The sequence below is a fragment of the Pseudarthrobacter sp. NIBRBAC000502771 genome, from assembly GCF_006517215.1.
GTDB classification, from domain to species: Bacteria; Actinomycetota; Actinomycetes; order Actinomycetales; family Micrococcaceae; genus Arthrobacter; species Arthrobacter niigatensis.
This window is the reverse complement of sequence record NZ_CP041187.1, coordinates 2588361-2604035: the sequence shown is the minus strand read 5'-3', so window position 1 is coordinate 2604035 and position 15675 is coordinate 2588361. Positions and strand designations below refer to the sequence as shown.

Below are 15675 nucleotides of genomic sequence, written 5' to 3'. Positions count from 1 at the left end.
TGTGAATCCGGCAGCCGTTTCGTTGCTTAGGTGCAGCTACCCGTTCCCGTGGAAGGTTTTCCGCCACGCCTCCATCGATACCAGGTCCGCAAGCGCTGCGCGGTATTCAGCTGCAAGCGCGTCCCAGTTCTTATAGAGCGCCGCGTGCTGAACAGCGGACTGGCCCAGCATGGCTTTCAGCTTTTTTGGGTCACGTTTGTACCAGGAGGCGGCTGTTCCCTCGGCGTTGGATACTACGACGGAATCAAACTGCGCTGTACGGAACCATCTGTTGTCGACGTGGGCAAGGTAACCCTGCGGGCGTTCAAGCGAGTCCGCGGAAGGCTGCTTGAGCAACTGCCGGGCCACTGTCGTCAGGCCCCACTTGACCATGTCCTTCTTCGCAGGCATCTGGCTCTCTCCCCGGCCCGAAAGTCCTGCCCCAAGTGAAGGGGCCGGAAAATCGTCTATGTCTTCACGCAGCTGTGCATCGGGGAAGGAGTCCCGCAGCTTGTTGATGCTGGCCAGCTTGGTGGCGAGGGACGGATGCAGATGGGAGGGGCCGGTCAGCAGGTCCGACCTCGCCGTCAGCCGGTTCTGCACCGTGAAGTACTGGAGCGAGACGAGGTGCTTTACGTCTTCTTGAAAAGATTCCCGCAACACGGAGCCGCCCTTCGGTTGGGGGCTGTGAAGGAGGGCGGTTATCAGGCGGTTCCGATTGTGGAAATATGCCTGCCAGCCAACCAGGTCGTCTTTATCAATCCATGAGATGTGCCAGAGCGCCGCGCCGGGCAAGGATACGGTCCGGTAGCCGGCGGCCCGGGCACGCAGCCCGTATTCCGAGTCGTCCCATTTGATGAACAACGGCAGCGGAAGACCAATATCGCGTATGACGGAAGTGGGTATCAGGCACATCCACCAGCCGTTGTAGTCGACGTCGACGCGCCTGTGCAGCCACGGCGTCTGCCGGAGGTTCGCCACACTGAAGTCGTGCCGCATCTGCATGTCCTGGTGCGGCTGGCTGGGTGAAAACCGCCGGGAATCAATCGTTTCGCCCATTGAATACAGCGTGCTGCGACTGTACAGGTCGAACATGTGGCCGCCGACAATGGTGGGCTTCCGGCAGCGGCCGGAGAACGCCATCATGCGCAGGATGCTTTCCGGTTCCATCACAACATCATCGTCAAGGAGCAGAACGTAGTCGCTGCCGTTTTCAACAGCTTCATACATTCCGCGGGCGAACCCTCCCGAACCACCCAGGTTCGCCTGGTCGATCACTCGAAGCTTGGGGCCGATGCTGGCTGCAACTTCAGCGAAGCCGGGTTGGTCAGCCACCTTGACGGTGCCCTGGTCAACGATCAGTACTTCCCGGGCAACCTCAAGCGCTTCCGGGTGTTCCGCCAGGGCACGGACGTTGGCGAGGCAGAAGTCCGGCTTGTTCATTGTGGTGATCTGAATTGTCGCCGTTTCAAGGGGTCGTTCTGCGGGCGCCCCCTCCCAGCGGGCCTCACCCAGGATAAGGTCGCCCCGGCTTGAGGCCAGATCGAACCAATACCACCCACCATCACCAAAGGGTTTGATGGAAAGATTGAATTCTGTTCGCGATTCGCCGTCGACCCGTGTGCCATCCACGCGTTGAATGGTGCCGCGCGCGTTTGATTTGTAGACGGTGATGGACCCGTGGCCGGACGTCTCGACCACCAGGCGAACCTCGCGCAGGTGTGTCCACCTCCGCCAGTAGCTGGCGGGAAACGCGTTGAAATACGTTCCCAGCGAGATTTGCTCCCCTGAGCGCACGCGGATGGAGAACCGGGACAGCAGGTCGTCGAAGTGCACCTCCCGCTGGCTTGATCCCACGAGTTGCAGCTTGTCCTCTGCCCTTTTGGGATTCCGGGCCGACTCATCGCTTTCCCGGAAACGTATCCCTGTTGCCGGGCCGGGGTCCGCATAGAGCGACATGGTGTCGACTCCGGATTCCGGCGGGAATATCACCCGCTGGAGTGTCGCCCAGCCCGGCGAAACGCTCATGCGTCCACGCCTCCGCTTTCCAGCTTCACGCCGCTTTCGAAGTGCGGCTTGATCTTGTTGTCGAACATGCTCAAAGCAGCTCCGATGGCCATATGCATGTCCAGGTACTTGTACGTTCCCAGCCGGCCGCCGAAGAGGACGTCCTTCTCGGCTGCCGCAAGATCGCGGTATTTGAGCAGGCGCTCCCGGTCCGCGGAGGTGTTCACGGGGTAGTAGGGTTCGTCGCCTTTTTCCGCGAACCGCGAGAACTCGCGCATGATGACCGTCTTTTCGGTCTGGTAATCGCGCTCGGGGTGAAAGTGGCGGGGTTCGATGATGCGGGTGTAGGGGACGTCGTCGTCGTTGTAGTTCACAACGGACGTGCCCTGGAAGTCACCCACCTCCAGGACTTCTTCTTCGAAGTCGATGGTTCGCCAGGACAGGTCACCCTCGGCGTAGTCGAAGTAACGGTCAACCGGACCCGTGTAGACGACGGGGATGTTGCCCACCACTTTGTCCTTGCTGTATTCGTGGGACTCGTCGAAGAAGTCGGTGTTGAGCCGCACCTCGATGTTGGGGTGCTCCGCCATCTTCTCGATCCACGCGGTGTAGCCGTTTGTGGGCAGGCCCTCGTACTTGTCGTTGAAGTACCTGTTGTCGTAGTTGTACCGGACGGGAAGCCGGGAGATGATTCCGGCCGGCAGGTCCTTGGGATCCGTCTGCCACTGCTTGCCGGTGTAGTGCTTGATGAACGCCTCGTACAGCGGCCGGCCGATCAGCTGGATGCCCTTGTCGTTCAGGTTCTGGGGGTCGGTTCCTGCCAGTTCGCCGGCCTGCTCCTGGATGAGGTCCCTGGCCTGCCCGGGCGTGAGGTTGGCCCGGAAGAACTGGTTGATGGTGGCGAGGTTGATGGGCAGGGAATAGACCTCGCCCTTGTGGACGCCGTAAACCTTGTGCACGTAGTCGGTGAAGGTGGTGAACCTGTTGACGTATTCCCACACGCGTTCGTTGGAGGTGTGGAACAGGTGGGCGCCGTACCGGTGGATCTCAATCCCGGTCTGCTCTTCCTTTTCGCTGTACGCGTTGCCGCCGATGTGGTGGCGGCGGTCGATGACGACGACCTTCAGGCCGAGCTCAGTGGCGGCCTGTTCTGCGATTGTCAGGCCAAAAAAGCCGGACCCTACGATGACGAGGTCAGCGGTCACAAAATCTCCTGGTTCGAATGCGGGCAGCGCAAAGGCGTGCATTGTCTGCCTCTCCAGCCTACCCGAGGGACTGCAGGGCCCGTCGAATCAATGGGCGCGCTGTGACCCGGCGCACAAGCTCCATCAGGCGGGGCGCAGCACTCCCCCGCTCTCGAAGTATGCGTCCCCCGTTGCCGGGCAAATCCACCGGTCATCCTCGTGTTGAAGCGGTTTGCCTGCCTTTCCCACCCATCCGATCCTGCGTGCGGGAACACCCGCCACGAGGGCAAAGTCAGGCACGTCTTTGGTGACGACGGCGCCTGCCGCCACCATCGCCCAGGCGCCAATGGTCAGGGGTGCTACACAGACGGCCCGGGCGCCGATGGCGGCTCCCCGCCTGATGGTCACACCAACTTTGTCCCAGTCATCTTCTGTCTTCAATGCCCCTTCCGGGGTCACCGCACGGGGAAAGACATCATTAGTCAGCACTACTGCCGGGCCAATGAAAACCCCGGCTTCCAAGACTGCGGGTTCGTACACCAATGCGTAATTTTGTACCTTGCAGTTCTCCCCCAGGGTCACACCCGGGCCTATGTAGGCACCGCGGCCTATAACGCAGTTCTCCCCCAGCCGCGCCGCTTCCCTGACCTGGGCAAGATGCCACACCCTGCTGCCGCGGCCTATGTGCGCCCCATCGCCGATGTCCGCGCTGTCAGCAATCGTGTTCAAAGGGACTCCTTCGCTGCTGCCGGACCGCTGGCAAGGTCCAGGGTGTAGTGATCCTAACCGGCCGGTCCCCGTCAGCGGACCACTGAAACCACACGTTTATCCACATAGGCAACGAAGCGCCTGACGGTGGCTGCGTCCTGTGGCTAGCGTGTGGGTACATGCACGAAGGATCCCAACCCATGATGCTCAACTGCACGCTGGTTGATGGCCCCGGATCAGCGCGGGGTCAGGCACCCGTGGAACTGTCCATTAGCGCCCCGGCCGGCACGGCAGGCTCCGTAATCCATGAACACTTGGTCCGGAAATTCCGTGCGGGCATCGTGGCCGTCAAGGGAGAGGACCTGCGATCCCTGGTCCTCGGAGTGGCTCCCCTTGTAGAAGCAGCGGTCCTTGTCGACGGCGGTACCTCCCTGCCCGCCGGGCGCACCCGCCAGCGGCCGGCTCCCGGCACGGCGCCTCCCCTGGTGCTTGCCGTTGACAGCGGACCAGCAGCGGGCACGGTCGTTCCTTTACGGCGCGGCAACTACAGCATCGGCAGAAGCGGAACGCGGATAGCCATCCCGGATCCGGAACTGTCGCGTGAGCACGCACGGATCGTGGTCACAGACACCGACATCCTGTTGATAGACCTGGACAGTGCCAACGGCACCTACGTCGACGGCGAAAGGATCCGGACCAGGGTCATCTCCACGGAGTCGAGCATCAGGTGCGGGCAGTCAACCCTGTCGCTGGTTATTGCAGAGCCGCCTGGCCGGGCCTTGGCTGACGCCGGATCGTCCGTAACGGAGCCCATCGTCGTCCAGGGCCGTGCAAACGCCGGCAACCGGACAGCCCTGGTCCTGGCTGCGGTCCTCCCGCTGGCAATCGGGGTGCTGCTGGCCATATTCACTGGAATGTGGATGTTCCTCGCCTTTTCCGCGGCGTCCGTAGTGTCTGTCCTGGTTCCTGCTGTTTCCGGCAGGCGGGAGAAAAGGGAGTTCTCCCATGCCATGAAGGCGGCTGTTGCGGAAGACCGGGAACGCCGACGGCGGAGCGCCCCTCCCCTGTCCCTCGTCGCATTGGCCGCACAGCCGGCTGATGGGACGTCCGGCACGGGAGCACGCGGCGTGTGGTTGCGGCTGGGCCAGGCAGACCAGGCAGCCAATGTCAGGATCGAGGGGCAAGGTGCTGGTCGGGCGGCGCCGTCGGCGGGCATGGTTCCGGTCGTCCTCGACCCTGACTGTCAGTTCACCGCAGTGATCGGTCCCCGGTCCGCGACCGACGGCGCGATGCGGTCCGTCCTGATGCAACTGGCAGGGTACCCGGGTGCAGGAGCCACGCACGTTCTGGTCCATGGGAACCCGGAAAGCCTTCCCCTCGCCGCCCGGTACCTGCCCCGGGTGACCCTGGCCGCAACGCCACACGCGGCCATCGCTGTCGTGAACAAAGGGCATCCCCGCGGCTGCGAGCGCGGTGTCCTGCTGATCCAGGAAGACACCCCGGCAGAAGCCGCTAACCTCTCGGTACGGGAGGCGGCGATCCGGCGGGGATGGCAAGTGCTTCAGTTTCAGGCCCAGGACGGGGCTTCGCCATCTTCCAACGTCGTCCTCGCCGAACGCGACTCTGTCCTGGCCCAGGATCACCGCGAGACCACCTTCGTCCCCGATCTGGTCCCGGATACTGTGTTCTCTGATTTTTGCCGGCATATGGCGGTCGTACGGAGGCAGGACAACGACCGGCCGGGCAACATTCCCGCTGTCTGCGGCCTTGGCGACGTCCTGCCATTGACGCCCGATGCCACCGCTGACCGCTGGCAGTCAAGCCTCGATAAGGATGGACTGGCCATACCGCTGGGCATCTGCGCATCAGGAACCAAGACCATTGATCTGCAGTACGACGGGCCCCACCTGTTGGTGGCGGGCACCACCGGCTCTGGGAAGTCGGAGCTGCTCCGGAGCCTCACCCTGGCACTCGCCCTGAGCTATCCGCCCGAGCGGGTCAATTTCTTCTTCATCGATTTCAAGGGCGGTTCAGGACTCGGCCCGCTCAGTGGCCTCGTCCACTGCGTGGGACTCCAGACCGACCTGGCCAGCTCCGACATGGAACGAACGCTGACCTCGTTGCGCGCCGAACTGCGCCTCCGGGAGAAGTGCCTTGCCGACGCCAACGTCCCGGACATAACCACGTACCGTTCCACCAGTGCGTCGGAGGATTTTGCCCTCCCACACCTCGTCATCGTCATCGACGAGTTCAGGATGCTGGTTGATGACCTGCCGGAGGTGCTCCGTGAATTGCTGAGGATCGCGTCAATCGGGCGCTCCCTGGGCATTCACCTGATCATGGCAACCCAGCGGCCGCAGGGGGCGCTGACAGCCGATATCCGCGCAAACGTGACCACAAGCATCGCCCTTCGCGTGCAATCCGACATGGAGTCGGTGGACATTATCAATTGCAGGAGCGCGGCCCAGATCAGCGTTGACGCTCCCGGCCGCGCCTTCCTTGTCCGTGGAACGGAGGCCGCCGAGGAGTTTCAGGGGGCTTCGCTGGCTTCGGTGGCAGCGGACCAAGGTCCGGGTTTCGTTTCTGTCCGCCGGACGACGGACTTCCTGGCCTGCCAGGTGGCCGGCCCGGCCAACGCACCGGCTCCTGTGTCTACTCCCGTGCAGGCAGTGGAACCCCTGCTGGCATTGGTGCGGAACCTCTGCACCCACGAGGGCAAGAAGGCGCCAAGGAGGCCCGTTGCCCCCGCCCTGCCGGAGGACCTGGAAGAACCTGCTCCCCGCCCGTCACCAGCCTCTGGTGTCCCCGGCCTGTGGGCCCCGGAACACGCGGACGCGGCCTCCGGTGTTTGCCTCGGCCTTATGGATACGCCGGACAAGCAACGGTTGGAACCCCTGGTGTGGGATCCCGCCCACCACGGCCACGCAGCGTTTATCGGCAGCCCCGCGTCCGGCTCGCAGGCAGCCCAGGAACTCGCCGTCCACAAGCTGCTCACCAGGCCCCAGGAAGCCCATTTCTATGTCCTGGACGCAGCGGGAAGTTTCCTCGGGCTGGCTGGCACGGGCCGGATGGGCGCCCGGGCCGGACTGGACGATCTGCGGCGGGGGGTGCGGATTCTTGAGCGGTTGGCCGGTGAGCTGGGCCGGCGGAGGAGCCATCCAGCGCAGGGACAGGTACGTGTTGTCCTGGTCGTTTCGGGCTGGGGATCCTGGGTGTCGGCTTTCCGTTCGGGGCCGCTGGCCTGGGCTGAAGATTTGGTGCATGACCTTGTCCGTGACGGTGCCAAGGCAGGAATCACGGTTCTGCTCACCGGGGAGCGGGAACTTGTCACAGCCAGATTTTTCGGCGCCGTACCCAACCGTTTCTACTTCCCTGCCGGTTCCACCGAGGAAGGCCGCGCCATGTGGCCGCGAATTCCCTCGATGCCCGCCACCGAGGGACGGGCTGTTGCCTTCGGGCCGGTCTCAGGCGGCAGCCCTGCAATCTGTCAGATTTATCGGCGACGTGCCCCGGAGTGGCCGCTCGAAAATGGCCCGGAGTATCCGGGCCACCTGGTACCTCCCATCCGGGTTGAGCCTCTCCCTGCGCTGATCACGGTCCGGGAGGTCGAAGCGATGGCTCTGGCGGCAGTGGAACAGCCGCCAACAGTTCAGATCCCAGCAGGTCAGGACCCCTCCGCCAGCGACCGCGGGACGGGTAGCACTCCGGTCCATGCGGTGCAGCGCGATAAGTTGCTGGGGGTGGCCGGAGACGAGGTTGCCGCCGCGTTTGTCCGCGTCCCGGGTAACACGGTAGTGGCCGTTCTTGGCGGCCCGGGAAGCGGTAAGAGCAACACACTGCGGGCACTGCAGGCGCTTAATCCATCCCAACCCTGGCGCGCACATCAAGGGCCACCGCACTCCCCAGAAGAGTTTTGGGCCGGCATCCTCCGACAGGCCGAAGACAGGTTATTCCCGCGGGAAACAACGTGGTTGGTCGACGACGCCGACCAACTTGCGCCGCAGGCACTAAGGGATTTGGGTCAACTGCATTCCTTGGGGCATTCCCTGGTGGTTTCTGCTGCCTACAGTCCCATGCTCCTCCAGCGCGTCCCGCTGATGATGACCGCCCGGGCTTCCGGCATCGGCCTGTTGCTCGGCCCGCGTTCCATGGCCGATGGCGACCTCTTCGGTGTCCGGTTCGATGTCGAATCCAATTCCCCACCGGGGCGGGCTGTCTTGATCTCCGGCGGCCGCGCAGTCCCGTTCCAGGTGGCGTGGGCTGGGACGGATGAGTGATTGCGTTCGTTCGTTGGCCCCGATGCCGGCTGCTATGGCAATAACGGCATGTCCGCGATCAAAGCGTTGGCGGGGCGCTGCCTGTGCGGGACGCGTGGCTGACAACCTTATTGGTGAAAAGGAGGACGATGGCAATGACGGCAGGAACCAGCATCGCCAACCCTGCCGGGACCAGGCCACTGGTTAAGGTGGGCATGCCTATGGTGAGGACGAACAACTGGGCCACCAGCGCGGCGGCCCTGGTCCACCGGTAACCGCGGTAGAGGAACACTGCCACCGCGTAAAGCCAGGCCGAGAAGCCGAGCAGGAGGCCCAGGGTAAAGACAGCTCCCCAAAAGGACAGCACCGGGCTGCCGCTGAGAAGTTCGTAGGCATACCAGCCGGCCGCCGCGAGGAGGGCCGTCGCCTCGGCACCAGCAATGGCTGCCACCGCCGTCGCAGCCCCTGGGACAGGGCCGCTCCGCCAACCAGTCCCGCCGGGGCTGCCGGGCTCGCTGGAGGGGGACGGAGTACCTGCTGGGTTTACCGGGGGTCTTGACACACTGGCACCCTACCGGACATAGTCGGACACTGGTGAGGGCCGGAGCCGCCACTGTGATGCATCGCTCAGGTTTCATGGGATATCAGGCGTTATTACCCCTTGTTTACACAGCGTTAACATGACAGGCTTGATGCAGATGACCAAGGGGGCCCAGAGGGCCCTTTTCCTTTGTAGCCACTAGTGAATAATTTCACAAAGGCACTTCCCAGAAATGGAGCTACTGATCAGCATGGATTGGCGTAACCGCGCAGCGTGCCTCGACAAGGACCCGGAACTGTTCTTCCCCGTAGGGAACACAGGACCGGCCCTGCTGCAGATCGAGGAAGCCAAAAGCGTCTGCCGCCGGTGCCCCGTTGTCGACACCTGCCTGCAGTGGGCCCTCGAATCCGGCCAGGACGCCGGCGTCTGGGGCGGCATGAGCGAAGATGAGCGCCGTGCCCTCAAGCGCCGCGCTGCCCGCGCACGCCGCGCCTCCTAGAAACCCCGCACCGGCATAACATCGTCCGGAGCAACGAAACCGACGCACAGAGGCCCCGGAACCATCCAGAAATGGATCGTCCCGGGGCCTCTGTCAGTTCCACTCCCCCGTCGCGGCCAGGGCGGGAGCCCGCCCCGCCTGCGGGCCCCTACCTGCCGGCCAGGCTCAGCCGGATCTTGACCTCGGTGCCGCCGCCCTCACGGCGCTCCCACATAATCGTGCCGCCCAGCTCACTGGTAACGAGGGTCCGGACGATCTGCAGGCCAAGGCCCTCCACGTGCGGTGTCTGCGGGAGTCCCACACCGTCGTCGGCAATGGTCACCGTCAGCTCCTCACCGTCCTCCCCTTCGGATCGGTCGGCCACGAGCCACACGGTGCCGGCTCTTCCTTCCAGGCCATGCTCCACAGCATTGGTCACGAGTTCGTTGATGACCAGGGCCAGCGGAGTAGCAAGATCGCTTGGCAGTTCCCCGAAGCTGCCGGAGCGCTCAGTCCTGACCTGCTGCGAGGGGGAAGCCACTTCAGCGGACAGCCGGAACTGGCGCCCGATCAGTTCGTCGAAATCGACGCTCTGCGTCAGCCCCTGGGACAACGTCTCGTGGACCAAGGCAATGGTGGCCACCCGGCGCATCGCCTGCTCCAGGCCTTGCTTCGCTTCGTCGCTCACCATGCGCCGGGACTGCATCCGCAGCAACGCGGCCACGGTCTGCAGATTGTTCTTGACGCGGTGGTGGATTTCGCGGATGGTCGCATCCTTGGTCACCAACTCCATCTCACGCCGGCGCAGCTCTGAGACATCGCGGCAGAGGACCAAGGCACCGAACCGCTGCTGCTCGTCGCGGAGCGGAATGGCCCGCAGGGACAGGCTCACCCCCCTGGACTCAATCTCGCTGCGCCAGGGCATTCGGCCGGTAACGACAAGCGGCAGGGTCTCGTCGACCAGCCGGCGGTCCTTGAGCAGGCCAGCGGTGACTTCAGCGAGCGAACGGCCTTCCAGGGATTCCCCGTCACCTAAGCGGCGAAAGGCTGAAACGCCGTTCGGGCTCGCGTACTGCACCACGCCGTCGGCATCCAGCCTGATCAGCCCGTCCCCCACGCGGGGGGCGCCGCGGCGGGATCCTGTGGGCGAGGCAAAGTCAGGCCATAGACCCAGCGTGCCCATCCGCAGGAGATCGTAGGCGCACTGCCGGTAGGTCAATTCCAGCCGCGACGGCATCCGTGAACTGGAGAGGTCCATATGGGTGGTCACCACGGCCAGTGTCCTGCCGTTGCGCACCATGGGCACTGCCTCGACCCGCAGGGCCATCTCGCTGTTCCAGTTTGTCTCGCTGGAACGCTCGATGGATCTGCTGTTCCAGGCCTTGTCCACAAGCGGCTGCAGGTCCGAGCGGATGCCCTCACCAACGAAGTCGCTGTGGAATGCCGTGTGTGTGGTGGAAGGACGCACATGTGCCAGGGCAATGTAGCCAAGCTCCGGATGGGGGAACCAAAGCGCAAGGTCGGCGAACGCAAGGTCCGCGACCATCTGCCAGTCCCCCACCAGGAGGTGCAGCCACTCAGCATCGCCAGGCCCGAAATCAGCGTGTTCCCTGATGGGGTCCGTAAAGATTGCCACTGCACCTCCAGTTGCGGCGCCGAAAACCTAGCGCCGGACGATTGACCTCAAGAGCCTCAATGCTACCGACAGCGAGGCCATGTCGTCCGCCTCGAGCGCGTTCACCTCGTCGAACATGCTCTTTGCCCGGCCCAACTGCTCGGCGTTTTGTGCTTCCCAGTCCTTGAGCCGCGCGTCCGGCGACTCAGCCGTGGACGTGGCGTCCAGCACCGCCGTCGTCATATCCGACACCGTCGAGTACAGGTCATCGCGCAAGGCCGCCCGCGCCAATGCCTGCCACCGGTCCTGCCGTGGGAGGCTGCTGATCCGCTCAAGGAGTGAGTCCGCATGGAACCGGTTGAACACGGTGTAGTAGACCGCCGCAATGTCCTCCACCCGGTCCTTCCGGGAGCGGGCGATCTTGGCGATGTCCAACAGCACAAAGCTCTCGAACAGCTCGGCCCAGCGCAGCGCAAGGCCTTCGGGGAGTTCCCACTCCCGGCCCTTGGCCAGCCATGCCGCCACCCGCTCGCGGTCGTCCCCACGGAGGTAGTCCAACAGCCGGGCGCGCATGGGATCCATCAGCGGCTTGAACTCTGCCACAACCTCGGCGATGGGGCGAGAGACACTTTCCTGGCTCAGGAGCCAGCGGACTGCCCGGTCCAGGAGCCGCCGAATGTCCAGGTGCACAGTGCTCCAGTGCTCCGTTGGGAAGGAGGCCGGCAGGCTGTTGAGCTCCGCCACCATGGCGTCGAGCTCGTACACCTCGCGAAGCGCCACGAATGCCTTGGCAACCGCTACCTCGCTGGCGGACGTTTCCTCCATGACCCGGAATGCGAAGGTGATGCCGCCGAGGTTGATCATGTCGTTGGCCACCACCGTGGCGATGATTTCGCGCCGCAGCGGATGCGTGTCAAGCTCGGCGTCAAAACGCTCACGGAGCTGGTGCGGGAAGTAGGAACGCAGCGTGTCCCGGAACCAGGGGTCATCGGCAAGGTCGCTGTCCCTCAGGGCCGACGCCAGCTCGATCTTTGCGTAGGCCGCCAGCACCGACAGCTCCGGCGAGGTCAGTCCCTGGCCCTGCTGGAGCCGTTCCCGCAGGGTCTCCGTGGTGGGCAAGGCCTCCAGGTCGCGCTTCAGGTCGGCGCTTTTTTCCAGCCAGTCCATGAGCCGCTCGTAGCTTGGGCTCCATTCCGCCACGCGCGTCCGGTCGTTCAGGAGCAGGATGTTCTGGTCGATGTTGTCTTCGAGGACCAGGCGTCCCACTTCATCGGTCATGGCGGCAAGGAACTCTGCGCGTTCCGCGGCCGGCAGCTTGCCGGCCGCGACCATCCGGTCAACGAAGATCTTGATGTTGACCTCGTGGTCGGAGCAGTCCACGCCGGCGGAGTTGTCGATGGCGTCGGTATTGAGGATGACACCCTGCAGGGCTGCCTCAATCCGGCCGCGCTGGGTCATTCCCAGGTTCCCGCCTTCGCCCACTACCTTGACCCGCAGGTCGCGGCCATTGACCCGGATGGCATCGTTGGCTTTGTCGCCCACGGAAGCGTTGGACTCGGACGACGCCTTGACGTAGGTCCCGATTCCGCCGTTGTAGAGCAGGTCGGCCGGCGCCAGCAGGATGGCACGCAGGAGCTCGGGCGGGCTAAGCTCTGCGGTTTCCGCCGGGATCCCCAGTGCGGCCCGGACCTGCGGCGACACGGGAATGGACTTGGCCTGGCGGGCGAAGACACAGCCGCCTTCACTGATCAGCGACTTGTCGTAGTCGTCCCAGGAGGACCTGGGGAGGTTGAACAGCCTCTGCCGCTCCGCAAACGAGGATTCCTCGTCAGGATTGGGGTCCAGGAAGATGTGGCGATGGTCAAAGGCCGCCAACAGGCGGATGTGCCGGGAGAGCAGCATCCCGTTGCCGAACACGTCGCCGGACATGTCCCCCACGCCAACGACGGTGAAGGGTTCTCTCTGGGTGTCCAGGTCCAGCTCGCTGAAGTGGCGCTTCACCGATTCCCAGGCACCGCGGGCGGTGATGCCCATGGCCTTGTGGTCGTATCCCACGGAACCTCCGGAGGCAAAAGCGTCCCCCAGCCAGAAGCCGTACTCCGCCGACAGCCCGTTGGCGATGTCCGAGAAAGTAGCCGTGCCCTTGTCTGCCGCGACCACCAGGTAGGAGTCGTCGTCGTCATGCCGGACAACGTTCGACGGCGGCACAAGCCGCTCGCCGTCACCTTCAGTCAGGAGGTTGTCAGTGAGGTCCAGCAACCCGCGGATGAATGTCTTGTAGCTTTCCACGCCTTCCGCCATCCACGCCGCCCTGTCCGTGGAAGGGTCCGGGAGCTGCTTGGCGAAGAAGCCACCCTTGGCCCCCGTGGGCACGATGACGGCGTTTTTGACAGTCTGTGCCTTGACCAGGCCCAGGACCTCGGTGCGGAAGTCCTCCCGCCGGTCGGACCAGCGGAGCCCGCCGCGGGCCACCTTGCCGAACCGAAGGTGCACACCCTCGACCCGGGGTGCGTAAACCCAGATTTCGAACATGGGCCGGGGGAACGGCAGGCCTTCGATCCGGGCCGGATCGAGCTTGAAGCTCAGGTGCGGCTTGTCCTGGTAGAAGTTGGTCCTCAGGGTTGCCTCGATGAGGTTCACGAAGGTGCGCAGCACCCGGTCAGCATCAAGGGTGGCGACCTTTTCGATGGACGCTGCCAGTTCCTGCCGCACGGACGCCTGCGTCTCAGCGCGCTCAGTCTCACCGAGGGAGGGGTCGAAGCGGGCGGCGAAGAGCGCGGTCAGCCCCCTGGTGACATCGGGGTTGGCAAGGAGCGTGTCCGCCATGAAGCCGAAGGAGCTGCTGTTGCCCATTTGGCGCATGTAGCGGGCGTAGGCCCGCAGGACCGTGATCTGCCGCCAGTGCAGGCCTTCGCGCAGCACCAGGCGGTCGAAGTTGTCCGATTCCGCGGCACCGGTGACTGCCGCGCCGAAGGAGTCGGCAAGAAGGCCGCCAGTAGTCAGCGGATCGACTCCCGCCGGGTACTTCAGGCCCAGGTCGTAGAGGAAGAAGTCCCGGTGGTCTGCTGTTTCGATTTCAAAGGGCCGCTCGTCCAGGACCTCAAGGCCAAGGTTGTGGAAGAACGGCAGGATCTGGCTCAGGCTCTTGGGCTCCAGCATGTAGAGCTTGACCCGGGCATCCTCCTCAAGTGTTGCCCCTGCACCTTCGGGAAGGTACACGTGCACACCGGGACGGTCCTGCCTCTCGCCGGTGTTCCGCTCTGCAGCGGCCCCGTACTTTTCGAACCGCGCGATGTCTTCGAGGGCATCCTCGACTTCATAGTCCACCCGGTAGCTGGCCGGGAAGGCCTCGGCCCAGGTCGCCGCCAGCTCCTTGGCCTCGGCCGCGTCGCGGCCCTCGCGCAGGACCTCAGCAATGCCTTCACTCCACGACCTGGCCGCCCGGACCAGCCGCTTCTCCAGCTCGTCGCTGTTGACGTGGCTTACATCGGCATCCTTGGGCAGCCGGATCCGGAAGAACAGCCGCGCAAGTGCCGATTCAGTCATGCGGGCTTCATAGTCGATTGAGACTGCCTGGAAGGTTTCGCGCAGTTCCTGTTCGATGCGGAGCCTGACGTTGGTGGTGTACCTGTCCCGGGGAAGGTAGACCACGGCAGACATGAACCGGCCGTAGATATCGGGCCTCAGGAACAGCCGGGTGCGGCGTCGTTCCTGCAGTTTCTGGATTCCAAAGGCGGTCGCGGCGAGATCGGGGATTTCGATCTGAAAGAGTTCGTCGCGGGGGTACGTTTCCAGGATTCCCAGGAGGTCCTTGCCGGAATGCGAGTCAGGCGGGAAACCTGCGTTCTGCAGCACCGCGTCCACCTTTTCCCTGACGATGGGAATGTCGCGGACGGAACCCGCGTAGGCGCTGGTGGCGAAGAGCCCGATGAAGCGGCGTTCACCGTTGACGTTCCCCGCGGCGTCGAAGCTCTTGATGCCAATGTAATCAAGGTAGGCGGACCGGTGAACCGTGGACCGCGAGTTGGCCTTGGTGATCACGAGGGCGCGCTTCTCCCGGGCCTTCTTGCGGCCGGTGTCGGTGAGGTGCTGGATGTGTGGCGAATCCGCGGATGCCCGGAGCAGGCCGAGGCCGCTGTCCTCGCGCAGTTCGAGGACGTCTTCGCCGTCAACGTTGAGCAGGTCGTATTCGCGGTAGCCAAGGAACGTGAAGTTCCCGTCGTCGAGCCAGCGGAGCAGGTCCTTGGCCTGCCGCAGTTCGGCAATTTGGGCGGAGTTGGCCACCCGGTCCAGGCTCTCGGCGATCTCCAGCGCTTTTTGGCGCATCCTGGGCCAGTCCTCGACGGCCGCCCGGACGTCGTTCAGGACACGGGTCAGGCCCGCGAGCAGTGCGGCCTTGGCTTCGTCGGAGATGCGGTGGATTTCGACGGCGATCCAGGACTCCATGTGCGAGGCATTTTCACCCTGCGCAATGAGGTGGGAGAGGTTCGGCATCGCTGCCGTGTCACCACTTGAAATGCCCAGGTGCGTGGGAACCCTGTTGACCTTGACCAGTTCGCCGCGTTCCCGGTTCCTGGTGGCGACAAAGAGCGGATGGACTACCAGCCTGATGGCGGCATGCTGGCGGACAAGCTCGGCGTTGACGGAGTCGACAAGGAACGGCATGTCATCGGTGACAACAAAGACAACGCTGCTGTCTTCTTCGTCGACGATCGATACCTTTGCCTGCCCGGGCTGCCGGATGGATGCCGCCCGGCGATGCTCAGCGGCGCGCGCCTCCAGGACATTCCGGGGGTAGCTTCGGGCATCTTCCTCAGCCAGGTGCTGGTAGTAGTCCCCCATGAAGCCTTCAAAGCCTTCAATGGACAGGGGCTGGTCCTCCACACTGGATCCAGACGACATCAACA

General features: G+C 64.1%; 8 protein-coding genes. 2 read left to right on the top strand and 6 right to left on the bottom strand.

Annotation, left to right across the window (positions count from 1 at the left end; translation table 11 throughout):
• Positions 1-36: 36 nt before the first annotated feature.
• From NIBR502771_RS12185 to NIBR502771_RS12175, 3 genes are all read right to left on the bottom strand, one after another.
• Positions 37-2007 (bottom strand): glycosyltransferase, encoded by a 1971-nt coding sequence (locus tag NIBR502771_RS12185; protein ID WP_141159980.1) that lies wholly within the window; start codon positions 2005-2007, stop codon positions 37-39.
• Entirely contained in the window at positions 2004-3191 is a 1188-nt protein-coding gene (gene glf, locus NIBR502771_RS12180) for a UDP-galactopyranose mutase (RefSeq protein ID WP_141159979.1), read from the bottom strand. The genes NIBR502771_RS12185 and glf overlap by 4 nt, the downstream gene beginning before the upstream one ends.
• 123 nt (positions 3192-3314) lie before the next feature.
• On the bottom strand, positions 3315-3899 hold the full coding sequence (locus tag NIBR502771_RS12175) for an acyltransferase (protein WP_141159978.1): 585 nt from the start codon (positions 3897-3899) through the stop codon (positions 3315-3317).
• Between the two features lie 179 nt (positions 3900-4078).
• Here NIBR502771_RS12175 and NIBR502771_RS12170 point away from each other — a divergent pair, with 179 nt between their 5' ends.
• Complete coding sequence (locus NIBR502771_RS12170) at positions 4079-8155, top strand: FtsK/SpoIIIE domain-containing protein (RefSeq protein WP_141159977.1); 4077 nt, start codon at positions 4079-4081, stop codon at positions 8153-8155.
• Between the two features lie 58 nt (positions 8156-8213).
• Here NIBR502771_RS12170 and NIBR502771_RS12165 read toward each other — a convergent pair whose 3' ends face one another.
• Positions 8214-8585 (bottom strand): hypothetical protein, encoded by a 372-nt coding sequence (locus NIBR502771_RS12165; protein WP_141159976.1) that lies wholly within the window; start codon positions 8583-8585, stop codon positions 8214-8216.
• 340 nt (positions 8586-8925) lie between these two features.
• Between NIBR502771_RS12165 and NIBR502771_RS12160 the strand changes: the two genes are divergently transcribed.
• The gene (locus NIBR502771_RS12160) at positions 8926-9174 is read left to right on the top strand and encodes a WhiB family transcriptional regulator (protein ID WP_003804966.1); all 249 of its coding nucleotides are present in this window, start codon (positions 8926-8928) and stop codon (positions 9172-9174) included.
• Between the two features lie 148 nt (positions 9175-9322).
• Here NIBR502771_RS12160 and NIBR502771_RS12155 read toward each other — a convergent pair whose 3' ends face one another.
• Positions 9323-10789 (bottom strand): sensor histidine kinase, encoded by a 1467-nt coding sequence (locus NIBR502771_RS12155; protein WP_141159975.1) that lies wholly within the window; start codon positions 10787-10789, stop codon positions 9323-9325.
• 27 nt (positions 10790-10816) lie between these two features.
• A complete protein-coding gene (locus NIBR502771_RS12150) occupies positions 10817-15670 on the bottom strand; it encodes an NAD-glutamate dehydrogenase (protein ID WP_141159974.1) in 4854 nt (1617 codons plus the stop codon).
• Positions 15671-15675 lie beyond the last annotated feature (5 nt).